The 14,375-nt window shown below is 67.8% G+C and carries 14 protein-coding genes; 9 read left to right on the top strand and 5 right to left on the bottom strand.

Annotation, left to right across the window (positions count from 1 at the left end; all coding sequences use genetic code 11):
• Positions 1 to 107 (bottom strand): biotin carboxylase N-terminal domain-containing protein (locus AC0699_RS38075; protein ID WP_324787317.1); only part of this gene is annotated, 107 nt, incomplete at its 3' end.
• A gap of 293 nt (positions 108 to 400) precedes the next feature.
• Positions 401 to 1,126: a response regulator transcription factor gene (locus tag AC0699_RS38070; protein WP_478670565.1), complete on the bottom strand. Its 726-nt coding sequence runs from the start codon at positions 1,124 to 1,126 to the stop codon at positions 401 to 403.
• Between the two features lie 629 nt (positions 1,127 to 1,755).
• On the opposite strand from AC0699_RS38070, the gene AC0699_RS38065 reads away from it, so the two are divergent.
• On the top strand, positions 1,756 to 2,502 hold the full coding sequence (locus AC0699_RS38065) for a ScbR family autoregulator-binding transcription factor (protein ID WP_478670562.1): 747 nt from the start codon (positions 1,756 to 1,758) through the stop codon (positions 2,500 to 2,502).
• Between the two features lie 33 nt (positions 2,503 to 2,535).
• Here AC0699_RS38065 and AC0699_RS38060 read toward each other — a convergent pair whose 3' ends face one another.
• A complete protein-coding gene (locus AC0699_RS38060) occupies positions 2,536 to 3,204 on the bottom strand; it encodes a response regulator transcription factor (protein WP_478670557.1) in 669 nt (222 codons plus the stop codon).
• A 132-nt stretch (positions 3,205 to 3,336) separates the two neighbouring features.
• Positions 3,337 to 4,032, bottom strand: a complete 696-nt coding sequence (locus AC0699_RS38055) for an antibiotic biosynthesis monooxygenase (protein ID WP_478670553.1) — start codon at positions 4,030 to 4,032, stop codon at positions 3,337 to 3,339.
• Between the two features lie 212 nt (positions 4,033 to 4,244).
• On the opposite strand from AC0699_RS38055, the gene AC0699_RS38050 reads away from it, so the two are divergent.
• The 3 genes from AC0699_RS38050 to AC0699_RS38040 are packed head-to-tail and all read left to right on the top strand — an operon-like array spanning position 4,245 to position 6,592.
• Positions 4,245 to 4,694, top strand: coding sequence for a nuclear transport factor 2 family protein (locus tag AC0699_RS38050; protein WP_478670549.1), 450 nt, complete (start codon positions 4,245 to 4,247; stop codon positions 4,692 to 4,694).
• Positions 4,691 to 5,989, top strand: coding sequence for a cation:proton antiporter (locus tag AC0699_RS38045; RefSeq protein ID WP_478670545.1), 1,299 nt, complete (start codon positions 4,691 to 4,693; stop codon positions 5,987 to 5,989). Before AC0699_RS38050 ends, AC0699_RS38045 begins: the two co-directional genes overlap by 4 nt.
• Before the next feature lie 18 nt (positions 5,990 to 6,007).
• Positions 6,008 to 6,592 (top strand): flavin reductase family protein, encoded by a 585-nt coding sequence (locus AC0699_RS38040; protein ID WP_478670541.1) that lies wholly within the window; start codon positions 6,008 to 6,010, stop codon positions 6,590 to 6,592.
• A 15-nt stretch (positions 6,593 to 6,607) separates the two neighbouring features.
• Here the strand turns inward: AC0699_RS38040 and AC0699_RS38035 are convergent, their stop codons facing one another.
• On the bottom strand, positions 6,608 to 7,015 hold the full coding sequence (locus AC0699_RS38035; RefSeq protein ID WP_478670536.1) for a winged helix-turn-helix transcriptional regulator: 408 nt from the start codon (positions 7,013 to 7,015) through the stop codon (positions 6,608 to 6,610).
• A gap of 178 nt (positions 7,016 to 7,193) precedes the next feature.
• Between AC0699_RS38035 and AC0699_RS38030 the strand changes: the two genes are divergently transcribed.
• The 5 genes from AC0699_RS38030 (at position 7,194) to AC0699_RS38010 (ending at position 14,245) form a co-directional block, all read left to right on the top strand.
• Positions 7,194 to 8,687, top strand: a complete 1,494-nt coding sequence (locus AC0699_RS38030; protein WP_478670532.1) for an MFS transporter — start codon at positions 7,194 to 7,196, stop codon at positions 8,685 to 8,687.
• A gap of 15 nt (positions 8,688 to 8,702) precedes the next feature.
• The gene (locus AC0699_RS38025) at positions 8,703 to 9,098 is read left to right on the top strand and encodes a pyridoxamine 5'-phosphate oxidase family protein (RefSeq protein WP_478670527.1); all 396 of its coding nucleotides are present in this window, start codon (positions 8,703 to 8,705) and stop codon (positions 9,096 to 9,098) included.
• Between the two features lie 228 nt (positions 9,099 to 9,326).
• Complete coding sequence (locus AC0699_RS38020) at positions 9,327 to 10,802, top strand: FAD-dependent monooxygenase (RefSeq protein WP_478670523.1); 1,476 nt, start codon at positions 9,327 to 9,329, stop codon at positions 10,800 to 10,802.
• Positions 10,803 to 10,886: 84 nt separating this feature from the next.
• Complete coding sequence (locus AC0699_RS38015; RefSeq protein ID WP_478670518.1) at positions 10,887 to 12,566, top strand: NAD(P)/FAD-dependent oxidoreductase; 1,680 nt, start codon at positions 10,887 to 10,889, stop codon at positions 12,564 to 12,566.
• Between the two features lie 173 nt (positions 12,567 to 12,739).
• A complete protein-coding gene (locus tag AC0699_RS38010) occupies positions 12,740 to 14,245 on the top strand; it encodes an FAD-binding oxidoreductase (protein ID WP_478670515.1) in 1,506 nt (501 codons plus the stop codon).
• The last annotated feature ends 130 nt before the right edge of the window (positions 14,246 to 14,375 follow it).

Raw genomic sequence — 14,375 nt, 5'->3', positions numbered from 1 at the left:
CGGTCCGGATCGGCGTAGACGGCTACGCTCGCGATCCCGGCGTCCCGGCATGCACGGGCAACGCGGACAGCGATCTCGCCTCGGTTGGCGATGAGGACCTTGCGCACGACGGGGCATCTCCTCTGACTGCTCGGAAATCGCGGTCACCCGTGCTCGGATTTCGGGAGGAGTTTCTCCGGAACAGTGCACCGGGCCGCTGATCCATGATTGACCGGGCCCGTTCCCGCCTTCAAGGTGATCGCATTCAGCCTTCGGTCAGGTTCTGCAGGGAGACTGCTGATTTGTTGGCCAACAGCCAGGCGAATGTCACAGCTCCGTCAGGTGCCACAGAACTGGAAAGGGGGTGAGCTCCGGCTCCCGGAACTCACCCCCCATCCGGCCGAGGGTACTGTGCGTGAAATCAACCCCGGCCGAAGCGGAATCCAACGCCGCGGACCGTAATGATCCAGTCACTGCCTCCGAGTTTGTTGCGGAGGCTGCTGACATGTGTGTCGACGGTTCGCCGGGACCAGGAGTCCCCCCAGACCTGCTCCATTATTCGTTTACGAGAAATAACGGTGCCCGGATGAGACGCGAGGAGATGGAGCAGATCGAACTCCTTGCGCGTGAGATCGATGATCCGGCCGCCGAGGCAGACTTCTCGGGTGCCGGCATCGATGTGCAAGGGGCCGTGCGAGACGACCTTGGCGCTGTTCTGCTGAGGCCGCGCGCGACGCATGACGGCCTCCATACGGGCCATGAGTTCACGGAAGCCGTAAGGCTTGACCAGATAGTCGTCCGCGCCGGCCTGGAGACCGAGGACACGATCCAGTTCGGTGCCCCACGCGGTGACGGCGATCACGGGGACGTCGCACGCCGACCTGATGGACCGGCATACCTCCAGGCCGTCGAGATCGGGAAGTTCCAGGTCGAGCAGGATGATGTCGGCGCCCTCGCATGCCTGGAGGGCTGCTCCTCCCGTCGATGCGCCGTCCACCTCGTGCCCGTGCCGCCGCAGCCCGTTGGCGAGGGGCTCCATCTCGTCGGCGTTGCCCTCGACCACGAGGACGCGCCAGGTCGCAGTGGTGTGCTGTGCGGGTAACGACGTCTTTCGCGGTTCCAACGTGTCGGTCGAGTGCTGACTCATTACTCTCCCCCTTGCGAGTAGTTCCAGCTCGACGTACATGGCAGGCCACTGCGAGCGAGGCTAAAAACCAGCGCATCAGTTTGTCAAAATAAATCTGGGTAAACTTGCCCGGACCAGGCGCATTGTGAAATCTTGTCCGAGTATGCCGACGTACGTACACACCTTCTTCAGGCCAACGTAGATCGGCCCGCCCGGTGTCCAATATGTAGACAGACCGATGTGCACGTTCCGGCCAGTGCTGCTTTCCGCCGGTAACCCGGCCGTGCCGCTGTTCTGGGCGGCAGTTCTGACGTTTCTCTGTACTTGTCGGTCTCTGCGGATGCTTGACGGTGTGTCCGCACCCGGTGCCATGAGGTTGATACCGTACCGGCCGGTCTGTAATGAGCGGCGGAAGGGAGATCGGCAGAGGGGGAGTGCGACAGCGATCACCGGAGATTTGTTAACGCGCGGCAAACATGCATCGAGCGGCTGTGGTCCGAGGGGGGCGGTGTGAAAGAGCTCACGCCCGGGTGTGGCTGCCGGTCGCCATCCGTACGTATTCCTGACGCAGTTGGGACGGGGAACCCGTGTTCGTATACGGCCGCCGCGTCACACCTGCCCGCTCTGACACAGAAATGGGCACGTAACAGATGACACAGCAGGCGCGAGCGATCCGGACCCGCACGTCGATTCTGCTGGCAGCGGCAGCCGTCTTCGACGAGCGCGGCTACAGCTCAGCCACGATCACCGAGATCCTCGCACGGGCCGGTGTGACCAAGGGCGCGCTCTACTTCCACTTCGCCTCGAAGGAGGAACTCGCGCACGAGGTGATGGAGGCTCAGCTGAGGGTCGGTCCGCTGCCGCCGCAGCGGACGAAGCTCCAGGAACTGGCGGACCAGGCGCTGCTCTTCGCCCACCAGTTACGCCATGATCCGCTGACGCGTGCGAGTGTCGGGCTCGCGATGGACCGGTGGGGCGAGGGCCTCGACCGGGCCGCACCGTTCCGCTCCTGGATCGACCGGCTCACGGATCTGCTGGCCGAGGCGAGGGCGCAAGGGGAACTCCTGCCGCACATCGACCCTGCCGACACGGCCGAGATGCTGGCCGGCGCCTTCTCCGGGATTCAGGAGATGTCCCACGTCCTGTGCGAGCGGGCGGATCTGTCGCACCGGGTGCTCGTCCTGCTGTCTCATGTGCTGCCGAGCATCTCGCTCCCCGCCGTGCTTCCCACGCTCGACATCGCGGAGGACCGGGCGGAACGGCTGCTCGCCTCGTGCGAGACGAGCCGGTCCCAGGACCCGCCTTCCGGATCGGCCCGGCACGATCCGGAGGACAGCCCTGATCCACGGGACAGCCCTGATCCACGGGACGTGCCTGATCCACGGGACACGCCCTGATCCACGGGACGGGCCCGGACCGGCCGTTGGTGCTCAGCTTCCCGTCCCGTCGCCGAGCCGGTATCCGAGGCCGCGTACGGTGATGATCCAGTCGCCGTCACCGAGCTTGGTGCGCAGCGTGCTCACATGGGTGTCGACGGTGCGGCTCGAGATCGCCCACTCGTCCGCCCAGACCTTCGCCATCAGGTCCCTCCGGGACACCACCGCATCCGGGGTCGAGGCGAGCAGGAAGAGCAGGTCGAACTCCTTGCGGGTCACGTCGACGATCCGCTCGTGCACGCGCACCTGCCGGCTGTGCGGATCGATGTGCAGGGCGCCGCGTGACAGGGCCGCTGTGCTCGTCCGTGCGGCGGCGCGGCGCATGACCGCATTCATCCGGGCCATGAGCTCGCGGTATCCGTACGGTTTGACCAGGCAGTCGTCTGCACCCGCCTGAAGGCTGAGGACACGGTCGAGTTCGGTGTCCTTGCTGGTGAAGGTGATGATGGGGGTGCCGCCTCTGGCGCGGATCTCCCCGCAGACCTCCACGCCGTCCAGATCGGGCAGGCCCAGGTCGAGGAGGATCAGATCGGCTTGGTCCCAGGTCCTGAGCGCCGCTCGGCCCGAACGGACACGGCTGGCCCGGTGTCCGTTCCTGATCAGTCGGGAGACCAGGGCTTCGGCGGCCCGGTCATCGGAGTCGACCACGAGCACACGCATCATCACTCCATGCCCGGAGGCGGTGCGCCGGACACGAGCCGGGGGCACGACACGACTTCGTCATCCGGTCGGCGAACGGAAAGGACGGTGGTCCCAGGCGGAGCCGGCCGCCTGGGACCACCGTCGGGAACGTTCCTACTGACCCGCCGACCGGGAGTGCACGACCCGGTAGGTGTTCCAGTCGTGCGAGGTCGCCAGGGCGGCCACGCGGACGTCGGTCTTCTGCCGTGCGGCGGACCGCTCCGCCTCGGGCAGGTCACGGAAGCGGTCGTACGACTCCTTGTCGTCCCACTGGGAGTAGGAGACGACGAACGTGCCGTCGAGACCACGGGCGCGCAGACCCCGCAGGACGGTGTGGGTCCGGTAGCCCGCCACCTCGAGCAGCCACTCCTGTGACGGGCCCAGGGCGTCGATCAGGTCGTCCTGGTCCTTCTCCGCCACACCGTAGATCTCGATGACGGTGTAGTCGTCCCGGTCGGGCGAAATCTCGGTCACGCCGCCCAGCGCCGGCGCCTGCTGGGTGAAGGCCACCTCGTTCTGCAGCAGCCGGATCGACGTCGTGATCTCGCGAAAGAGAGGGAGCGTACGGTGCTTGAACTCCTCGCCGGCGTAACGGGCTTCGAGGTCCTCGGTGGAGCGCCACTGGATGAAGTTGGCCGTACCGGGCTTGTCCTGGCCGCTGTGGACCGTGCTGGAGATCCAGCCGTCGAAGGCCGCGCTGTCGACGATCTCCCGCATCGCCCCGAGCAGGCTCTCCTGCTTCTCGGGGGCGTCGGTCGAGAACAGGTTGAGGACGGTCAGGTGCTTTCCGTCGGCTGCGATTTTCGGCATTCTCTCTTCTCTTCCGCTTGAGGACATGGAGGAACGGAGGGCCGTTTCCCGAACAGCATCACAAGAACGGATCGTGAGCTGAAGTGCGTTCTGTTCAAGAATCCCGGCAGGTTCGTCAACTCTTCGAGGGCGTCGTCAGATCTTCCGCAACTTCGTCAGATCTTTGACAAGCGGCCTTGGGGGCCCCTCGGAAAGGGCGCCATGCTCGGGCAATGAACTCAGGCCAGTCAACTCCCGGTCCCGGCACGGGCACGCTGCTGGACCGTTATCTGATCGCTCTCGACGACGACAAGCTCGACGACGCATGGGCGCGAAGCCTGTTCACCGACGACGCCCGTGTCGAGTTCCCGATGAGCCGGCACGAGGGCATCGTCGGGCTCGCCGATTACCACCGCGACGCACTGGCGGCATTCGAGCGGACACAGCATCTGAATTCACCGGCGATTGTCGATGTCGTGAGCGACGACCGGGCCGTTCTGCGCGCCAATCTCGTGTCGACGCACGTGCACCACCCCGGCGCGGCCGCGGAACCGCTCTTCGTGACCGGCACGCTGGTGACCGGTGAGGCCCGGCGTACGCCCGAGGGCTGGCGGCTCGCCGCGCTGTCGTTCCGCGTGGTGTGGATGACCGGCAGCCCGCCCGGCATCGGAGGCGCCCGATGACCGCCATGGCAGCCGGCACACCGGACATGAAGTTCGCCATCATGCTGGCCGACATCGCCGTCGTCCTGCTGATCGGTCTCATGCTGGGCCGGGCCGTACGGCGGTTGCGCCAGCCCGCCGTGATCGGCGAGATCGCCGCGGGCATCGCTCTCGGCCCGAGCGTGCTGGGCCTGCTCCCCGGGGACCTGCCCCAGCGGATCTTCCCGGCCGACGTACGCCCGTTTCTGTCGGCGGTCTCCCAAGTCGGCCTCGTCATCTTCATGTTCGTGGTCGGCTGGGAGTTCGAGAAGCGGCTGATCCGCCCGCACGCCGGCCTGGCGGCCGGGGTCTCGCTCTCCTCCGTCGCGCTGGCGTTCGGCCTCGGCGTGGCCCTCGCGACCGTGCTCCACCCGCACCATGCGACGGTGGCCGGACAGCACATCTCCTTCGTCGCCTTCGCCACCTTCATGGGTACGGCGATGTCGGTGACCGCGTTTCCCGTGCTGGCCCGGATCCTCGCCGACAACAAGCTGCTCGACACCCGGGTCGGCACGCTGTCCCTGGCCAGCGCGGCCATCGACGACGTGCTGGCCTGGTGTCTGCTGGCGTATGTGTCGGCCCTGGTCAGCGCGGACGGCGACTACACGGAGCTGGCACGGATCGGTGCGCTCGGCGTCGGTTACGTCGCGCTGATGCTGCTGGTGGTGCGGCCCCTGGTCGCCCGCCTGGTGTGGCGCTGGGCGAGTACCGAACGCTGGTCCTCGCTGCTGGTGGTCCTGTGCGCCGGCGCGTTCACCTCGGCCTGGCTGACCACCTGGATCGGCATCCACGCCATCTTCGGCGCCTTCCTGTTCGGCTTCGTGATGCCGCGTGAGCCGGTCCGTGTCCTCACCCAGCATCTGCGCAAACCGCTGGACAACGTGGGCCTTGTGCTGTTGCCGGTGTTCTTCATCGTCACCGGGCTCGGCGTGGACCTCGGCGCCCTGACCGCCGGTGACTACCTCGCGCTGGCGCTGATCATCGCCGTCGCCTGCGCGGGCAAGCTGCTCGGCGCGGTCGTACCGGCGCGTCTGTTCCACCTGTCCTGGCGGGAGGCGAAGGACCTCGGGCTGCTCATGAACACCCGGGGTCTGACCGAACTCATCATCCTCAACGCGGCAGTCAGCCTGGGCGTCCTCGACGGGCGCATGTTCACCATGCTGGTGATCATGGCTCTCGTCACGACGGCGATGGCGGGGCCTCTGCTGTCCCGGCGCGAGGCTCTGACCACGGACCTGACTCCGAAACCGGCGGATCTCATCACCCCGCGTACCTGACGAGACGAGAGGGCTCTCGTGATTCCCGTACAGCACGCATCGCACCAGCAGAAGCCGGTGGACGGCAAGGCGCTGCGCAACGTGTGCGGCAACTTCGCCACCGGCGTCACGGTCATCACCACCGGCGGGCCCGGCAACTCCGCCGGAACGACGGTCAATTCCTTCACCTCCGTCTCGCTCGAACCACCGCTCGTGCTGTTCTGCCTGCACGAGCGGTCCCGGCTGCGTCCGGTGCTTCAGGAATCGGGCGGGTTCGTGGTCAACTTCCTGACACGTCAACAGGAGCCACTCGCCTGGGCGTTCGCGGGCCGCGAGTCCGCGAAGGTCGAGGAGGTGCCGCATCACCGGTCCTCGGGGGGACTGCCCGTCCTCAGCGGGGCCCTGGCGTTCCTGGGCTGCCGGCTGATGGAGGAGTACGACGGAGGGGACCACTCCATCCTGCTGGGTGAGGTCGTCGAGCTCGGGGTTCCCGCCCACGATGAGAACCCGCTCATCTTCTATCGGGGCTCGATGCGTGTGCTGGAGGCCGGGACCGCGGACGTGGGTGCGGGTGCGGGTGCGGGTGCGGGTGCGGGTACGAGTACGGGTGCGTCGCGACGCTGAGCCGCGGTCGCGCCCTCAGGCTCGCTGGTCCGCGGAGTCGAAGTCGCGGCGCGCCTGTTCGACCCTGGACAGGTTGGACTCGGACCACTCGGCGAGCGTCGCGAAGAGCGGCGCCAGGCTGCGTCCGAGATCGCTGATCTCGTACTCCACCCTGGGGGGAACCTCGGGGTGATAGGTGCGCAGGACGAGACCGTCGCGCTCCATCTGCCGCAGCCGCTGTGTCAGTACCTTCGGCGTGATCGTGGCGATGTTGCGCTGCAGCTCCACGAAGCGCTGCCGGCCGTACTCGTTGAGGGTCCACAGGATCGGCGTGGTCCAGCGGCTGAAGACGATGTCGAGTACCGGTGCGATCGGGCACGCCTGTTCGGACCGGGCCGGTGCCGTGCGCGCGCGGGTGCCGCTCTGGGTGGTCGTACCGCTCATGGGTCCTCCCGGGAAGTCACTTTCCTCTAGGTACCTACTTTACCCAGGATGCTAGCGTCCTGACGCGCTCTCCGGTCCGGCTCCGGTTCCGTCCCGGCTCCGCCTCCGATTCCTTCTGCGAATCCTCCTGCGATCCCGCTTCCGATTCCGCGAATCCTCCTCATCCACCAGGAGCGACATGTCGATCCCAGAGTCCCTGCACAGCACCGGCCGGGCAGCGGCCACACCGCAGGTGCGCCGTCCCGGGCTCATCCTGGCGTTTCTCTGCCTCGCCGGATTCATGACGTTCCTCGATGTGTCGATCGTGAACGTCGCGCTTCCCACCATCGAGGACGAGCTCAACATCTCCCAGACCCAACTGCAGTACGTCGTCACGACGTACGGAACGCTGCTCGGCGGGTTCCTACTGCTCTGCGGCCGGCTCGCCGACACCTTCGGGCGACGCCGGATGCTCCAGACCGGTCTGATCCTGTTCGCACTGTCGTCCCTGCTCGCGGGGTTCGCACAGGACGCCGTCATGCTGGTCGTCGCCCGTGGTGCCCAGGGCCTCGGCGCGGCGTTCATCGCCACCGCCGCACTCAGCCTGCTGACGAACACCTTCGAGGAGGGCGCCGAGCGCAACAAGGCCCTCGGCGCCTGGGGTGCGCTGAGCGGTATCGCCGCGGTGGCCGGTGTCACCCTGGGCGGTCTGCTCACGGACGGACCCGGCTGGCGCTGGGTCTTCTTCATCAACGTGCCGATCGGACTGGTGGGCGCACTGGTGGCGCCGTTCATCGTGCCCGAGAGCCGCGCCACACGGCGGCGTCAGGGATTCGACGTCACCGGGGCCGTCCTCCTCACCACCGGTCTGGTGCTGCTGATCTTCTCCCTCGGCCTCACCGTCGACGACTCGGACGTCCCCACGGCCCGGATCTACAGCGGGTTCGGCGTGGCGGCCGTGCTGCTGCTCGCCTTCCTGCTCATCGAACGGCGCGCCAAGGCGCCGCTGATCCCGCTCGGTATCTTCCGGCGCCCGGCGCTGCGGGCGGCGAACGCCGTCGCCGTGCTGCTGCTCGGTACCGCGGTGTCGCTGTTCTTCTTCGCCAGCCTGTTCATGCAGCAGGTCCTGGACTACTCGGCGGTCAAGACCGGCCTCGCCTATGTGCCGCTCGCCGTCATCACGGCGGTCGGTGCCGGTGTCGCCTCGCAGCTCGTCACCAAGGTCGCCACCAAGCCGGTCCTCATGGCCGGTCTCGCCCTCGCGGCGGGCGGCATGCTGCTGCTGTGGCGGGCGCCGTCCGACGCCTCGTACCTGACGGATCTGCTGCCCGCCTTCCTGCTCACGGGTCTCGGGCTCGGTCTGTCGTTCGTGCCCGTGCAGGTCTCCGCGTTCACGGGGGCCGAGGAGCAGGACTCCGGCCTGGCCGCCGGTCTCATCAACACCAGCCAGGAGGTCGGCGGCGCGGTCGGCCTGGCCGTCGCCGCCACCATCGCCTTCCGCAACATACCCCAGCTGGAAGCACAGGCCAGGGGCATCCCGGAACTCGTCAGGGAGGCGCGGACCAGCGTCTTCCACGACGCCTTCCTCGTCGGAGCGGGCTTCGCCGCCGCCGCGTTCGTCGTCACCCTGCTCCTCCTTCCCGTCATGAAGGCATCAGGGCAGCCCGGCGACGCGCCGAAGCACGCCGCGTAGAGAACGGGCGAGCGTATGCCGCTGCGACTGCCGCTGTCCGACTCGGCCGAGGACTTTCTCGCCGAGAACCACCTGGGCACCCTCGTCACCCATCGCCCCGACGGCACGCCGCACGTGACGCCCGTGCGGTTCACCTGGGACGGTGACGCCGGTCTGGCCCGGGTCATGACCGCCCGGACGCGCCGCAAGACCAGGAACGTGCTGGCCGGCCCCGGTGGCCGGGTGGCGGTCTGTCAGGTGGCGGGTCCTCACTGGATCACTCTCGAAGGCACCGCGACGGTGTCGGACGACCCGCTACGGGTGAGGGAGGGCGTACGCCGTTACGCCAAGCGCTACTGGTCACCGCCGCCGGAGCCACCGGGGCTCGTGGTGATCGAGCTCGCGGTCGAACGCGTGATGGGCCTGTACTGAGCCCGCTTCGCCCGCTTTGAAAGCCGGTAACGCGGCCGCCGAATCCGCGGGTAAGGGTGCCGGAAAGCGTCTTCCGGCACCCTCACGCCTTTACCGTGACCGTCCCTGATCCGCTCCTGTAGTAGCTGCAGGAATTTGACGAACTTGTCGGAGTCCTGTACTCGCAGCCATTCATCTTCCCGGGTGCCCTCGGAATACTGGAAAGAAACAGCCGTCGGGAGAGGGAACATGGACAATTTCGATGCCGATGTGATTGTTGCGGGAGCAGGCCCTTCGGGGCTCATGCTCGCGGGTGAACTCCGCTTGGCGGGACTTTCGGTCGTCGTGGTCGACCGGCTGGTCGAACCCATGCAGCAGTCACGGGCCCTGGGGTTCTCCGCCCGCACGATCGAGGAGTTCGGCCAGCGCGGGCTTCTGGCGAAATTCGGTGAACTCGAGACCATCCCCGTCGGGCATTTCGGTGGCCTGCCCATCGACTATCGCGTTGTCGAAGGTGGGAACTTCGGGGTCCGGGGCGTTCCCCAGTCCCTGACGGAATCCATACTCAACGACTGGGCGGTCGGCCTCGGCGCCGACGTACGCCGGGGGCAGGAGCTCGTCGGCCTCACGGCCCCGGACGACGGTGTCGAGGTCGAACTCGCCACCGCCGAGGGCGACAAGCGGCTGCGCGCCGCGTACGTGGTGGGCTGCGACGGTGCCCGCAGCACCGTCCGCCGCCTGGCCGGCATCGACTTCCCGGGCACGGACGCGACCATCGAGATGAAGATGGCCGACGTCTCCGGTGTCCCGCTGCGCATCCGCCCGACCGGCGAAGTCGGCGAAGCGGGCATGGTCGTGGTGCTCCCGCTGGGCCCGCACGCCACGCGCGTCGTCGTCTTCGAGCGGAACGCCGGGGTCAGGAAGGTGCAGGAACCGCCCACCTTCCCGGAGGTCGCCGACGCCTTCCAGCGCGTGACCGGCGAGGACATCCACGCCGCCGAGCCGCTGTGGACCAGCTACTTCACCGACGCGAGCCGCCAGGCCGGTTCCTACCGGAGCGGACGGATCTTCCTGGCCGGGGACGCGGCGCACATCCACCTCCCCATCGGCGCCCAGGGCATCAGCGCCGGCCTGGGGGACGTGGTGAACCTCGGATGGAAGCTCGCTGCCGAGATCAAGGGCTACGCACCGCCCGGCCTGCTCGACACCTACCACACCGAGCGGCACCCGGTCGGCGCCCGGATCGTGGCCAACACCCTGGTCCAGCGCTCCCTCTACCTCGGCGGCCCCGAGATGCAGCCGCTGCGCGACGTCTTCGCGGAACTGGTCACGATCGAAGCGGTCCAGCACCACCTCGTCGGTCTGGTCACCGGTCTGGACATCGCCTACGACGTCGGCGCCGGCGGCCATCCGCTGCTCGGCCGCCGGCTGCCCGACCAGGAACTGCTGATCGGCGACCGGAAGTCCACCACGTACCAGCTCCTGCACAAGGGGCACGCCCTGCTGCTCGACCTCCACGACAGTCCCGCACTGCGCGAGACGGCGCAGGCCTGGTCCGACCGGGTCGACATCGTCACCGCCACTCGCCACGACCCCGGGGCACCGGCCGCCGACCTGCTGGTGCGCCCGGACGGCTATGTCGCCTGGGCCGGTGCCGAAGGCTCCGCCGACGGACTCGGCGAGGCGCTCACCCGCTGGTTCGGCGAGCCCCGTCACCAGAACTGAGCACAGGCCGACGCGCGGCAGACGCGTCGTGGGAATCCGACATCCGAGAAGAGGAGTGCGGTCTTGCCCACCAAGGCTGGGGCAGTGACAGAGGCCCCCAAGGCAGACGAGTGGACCGAGTGCGACGTCGCGATCCTGGGTTCGGGCCTGGGAGGCTCGATCATCGGCGCGATCCTGGCCCGGCAGGGCGCCGACGTGGTGCTCATCGACGCGGGGCAGCATCCGCGGTTCGCGGTCGGTGAGTCCCAGAACCCGCAGCTGGTGGAGTGGCTGCACATTCTGGCCGTGCGCTACGACGTCCCCGAGATCAAGCACATGCTGGACATCAAGGCGGTGACCGAGAACATCGGTCCGCACCACGGCAGGAAGCAGAGCTTCGGCTTTGTCACCCACCGGACGAACCGTGAGCCGGACCCGCGCGAGGCCACCATGTTCGTCATCCCCAAGATGCTGACCGAGGCCACGCATCTCTTCCGCCAGGACACCGACTCGTACTACGTGAACGTGGCCGCCAAGTACGGCTGCACGCTCCGTCAGAACTGGCGCGCGACCGACCTCGACTTCGACGAGAGCGGGGTCACGGTCACCGGCCACAACGGCGAGGTGTTCCGCGCCAAGTACCTCATCGACGCCAGCGGATTCCGCTCGCCGCTGGCCCAGAAGTTCGACCTGCGGGAGAACCCGCCCCGGCACAAGCACCATGCGCGGTCCCTGTTCACGCACTACGTCGGCATCAAGCCGTACGACGATGTGTGCAACTACCCCCAGGCCCTGCGCCCGCCTGCCGAGTCCCCCTTCCATGGCGGAACCCTGCACCATCTGATCGAGCGCGGCTGGTTCTGGATCATCCCCTTCGACAACTACAAGGACTCCAAGAACCCGGTGTGCAGCGTCGGACTGACCTTCGACGAGCGCGTCTACCCCAAGCCCAAGGACATGACTCCCGACGAGGAGTTCAACCACTACCTCGACATGTACCCGGCGGTGAAGAGGCAGTTCGACGGCGCCAAGCGGGTACGTGAGTGGGTCTCCACCGATCGGCTCCAGTACTCGTCCAAGCGGACCATCGGCCACCGCTGGTGCCTGATGTCCCACGCCGCCGGCTTCATCGACCCGCTGTACTCGCGCGGTCTGTCCAACACTTTCGAGGTGGTGGACGCCCTCGCCCACCGCATCCTGGACGCGCTGCGCGACGACGACTTCTCGGTGGAGCGCTTCGAGTACGTCGAGCGGCTCGAGCAGGGCCTCCTCGAGTACAACGACAAGATCGTGAACAGCTCGTACATCTCGTTCTCCCACTTCCGGCTGTGGAACGCGGTGTTCCGGGTGTGGGCGTGCTTCACGACTCCCGCGACCATGCGGCTGATCCAGGCCCGGCAGAACTACTCCCTGGACGGCGACGACCGTCACTTCAAGGAGATGGAGAAAGCCCCTTACCCGGGGCTGTGGTGGCCTGACAGTCACGCCTTCAAGCATCTGCTCGAGGTCACCAACGAGACCTGTGAGAAATACGAGGTTGGCGAGATCGACGGCGACAAGGCGGCCGACATCGTCTTCCAGGCCATCAACGACTGCGAGTCCGTCAACACGCCCTTCGGCTGGAAGGAAGGCGAGGACCGCCGCTTCTTCCGGGCGACGACCCCCACGATGATCAAGTTCATGTGGTGGGCGAGCACCAGCGGACCCAAGGAGATGCGCGACCTCGGCCGCTCCATGCTCAGCGGCGTCGTCAGGCAGGGCCTGCGCGGCCGCAAGGTGTCCTGAGCCGGGGGCCCCCTTCCTCGACCCCGCCGCCCCCGTCCCCACTCGGCACCCCCGCACCTCCCCACACCGAAGCCCGGTGCCGTCGCCACCGGCCCGTCCGCCCGTCCATCGGGCGGGCGGGCCGCTGTGCCACCGGTGCCGTCGTCACAGCAACTCCGATCTTGGGACAACGTGTGATCACTCGAAGAACGCTCCTCGGCGCGGGAGCAGCCGCCGTCGGCCTCACCGTGCTGCCGTCCACCCCCGTCCTCGCGGGCGGGGGAATCCGCTGGGACCAGCTCGATCGCAACCTCGAAGGACCGCTGGTGCTGCCGTCCGACGAGGCGTACACCGTCGCCAGGCAGCTCGAACTGGCGCAGTTCGACGCCATGAACCCCCAGGCCGTCGCCTACTGCGTCAGCTCCACCGACGTGTCCGTCGCCCTTCGCTTCGCACAGGACAACTGTCTGCCTGCCGCGGTACGCAGTGGCGGGCACAGCTACGGTGGGTACTCGACCACCCCCGGCCTGATCGTCGACGTCTCGCGGCTGAACGCCGTGACGGTCGGGGAGCGCTCGGTGCGGATCGGCCCCGGCGCGCAGAACGTCGACATCCTCAACACACTCGCTCCGCACGGACTGGTGGTCAGCGAGGGCGGCTGCCCCACGGTCGCGGCCGGCGGCTTCCTGCAGGGCGGCGGCTTCGGCTTCCTGACGCGTCCCCTGGGCATGGCCTGCGACGCCGTGACCTCGGCCGAGGTGGTCCTGGCCGACGGGCGGACCGTCACCGCGTCGCCACGGCAGAACAGCGATCTGTACTGGGCGATTCGCGGTGGTGGCGGCGGAAACTTCGGCGTCGTCACCAGGTTCACGGTCACCCCGCACACCGGTGACCAGATGGCCGTCACCATGCTGGCCTTCCCCTACGACCGCACGGTCGACGTCCTGGACGGCGTTGCCCGGTGGCTCCTGGACGCACCGCGCACCATCGGCGGCGGTGCGTACGTGGTCCAGCCCGACGCGGCGCCGGGCACGGTGCCCCAGACGAACGTCATGCTCGCCTCGCGCGGCACTCCTGCCGAACTCGCCACGGAGGCCGCCCGGTTGATCGCACTGACGGGCGCGCCCCAGCACCGCCAGGACGCCGTCATGACGTATCAGGCGCTGATGATGATGGTCTTCGGTTGCGGCAACCTGACCCAGGAGCAGTGCCGGCGGTCCGAGAAGAATCCCCAGGGCGTACTCCCCAGACCCGCGTTCGGCCTGGAGCGAACCCGAATGGGGAGCGAACCGCTCAGCCGCAGTGGCTGGTCGGACGTGATGTCGGCATTCGACGCCGATCGCAGGGCGGGCCAGGCGCGCTATCTCGACCTGCACATGTTCGGGGGAGCGGCCAACGACCCGGCCCGCACCGACACGGCGTACGTCCACCGCGACGCACTGTTCTCCGTCAACTACCGCGTCCTGATAAACGATCCGGCGCAGAACACGGCCGAGAACCGGGCGGTCGCGACTCACTGGGTGGACAACGGATTCGCCACGATCGACCCGCTGTCGAACGGCGAGACCTACCAGAACTGGATGGACCCGGCGCTGCGGGACTGGAAGCAGTCGTACTACGCCGAGAACTACTCACGACTGGCGACGGTCAAGGCCACGTACGATCCCCACCGCTTCTTCACGTTCGCCCAGGGCATTTGAACGGGGGTGGGGGGGGGGCGGGCCCCCCCCCCCCCCCGGGGGGCGGGCGCGACCCCCGAGGAGACGGTCGATGTTTCAGGCCCCCCCGCGTACCTCCCCCGCCCGGGCCAAAAGGACCCTGTCTCCCTAT

The sequence above is a fragment of the Streptomyces sp. NPDC043870 genome (genome assembly GCF_056435785.1).
The sequence above is the reverse complement of the archived record's forward strand: the minus strand, read 5'-3'. Positions and strand labels throughout refer to the sequence as shown.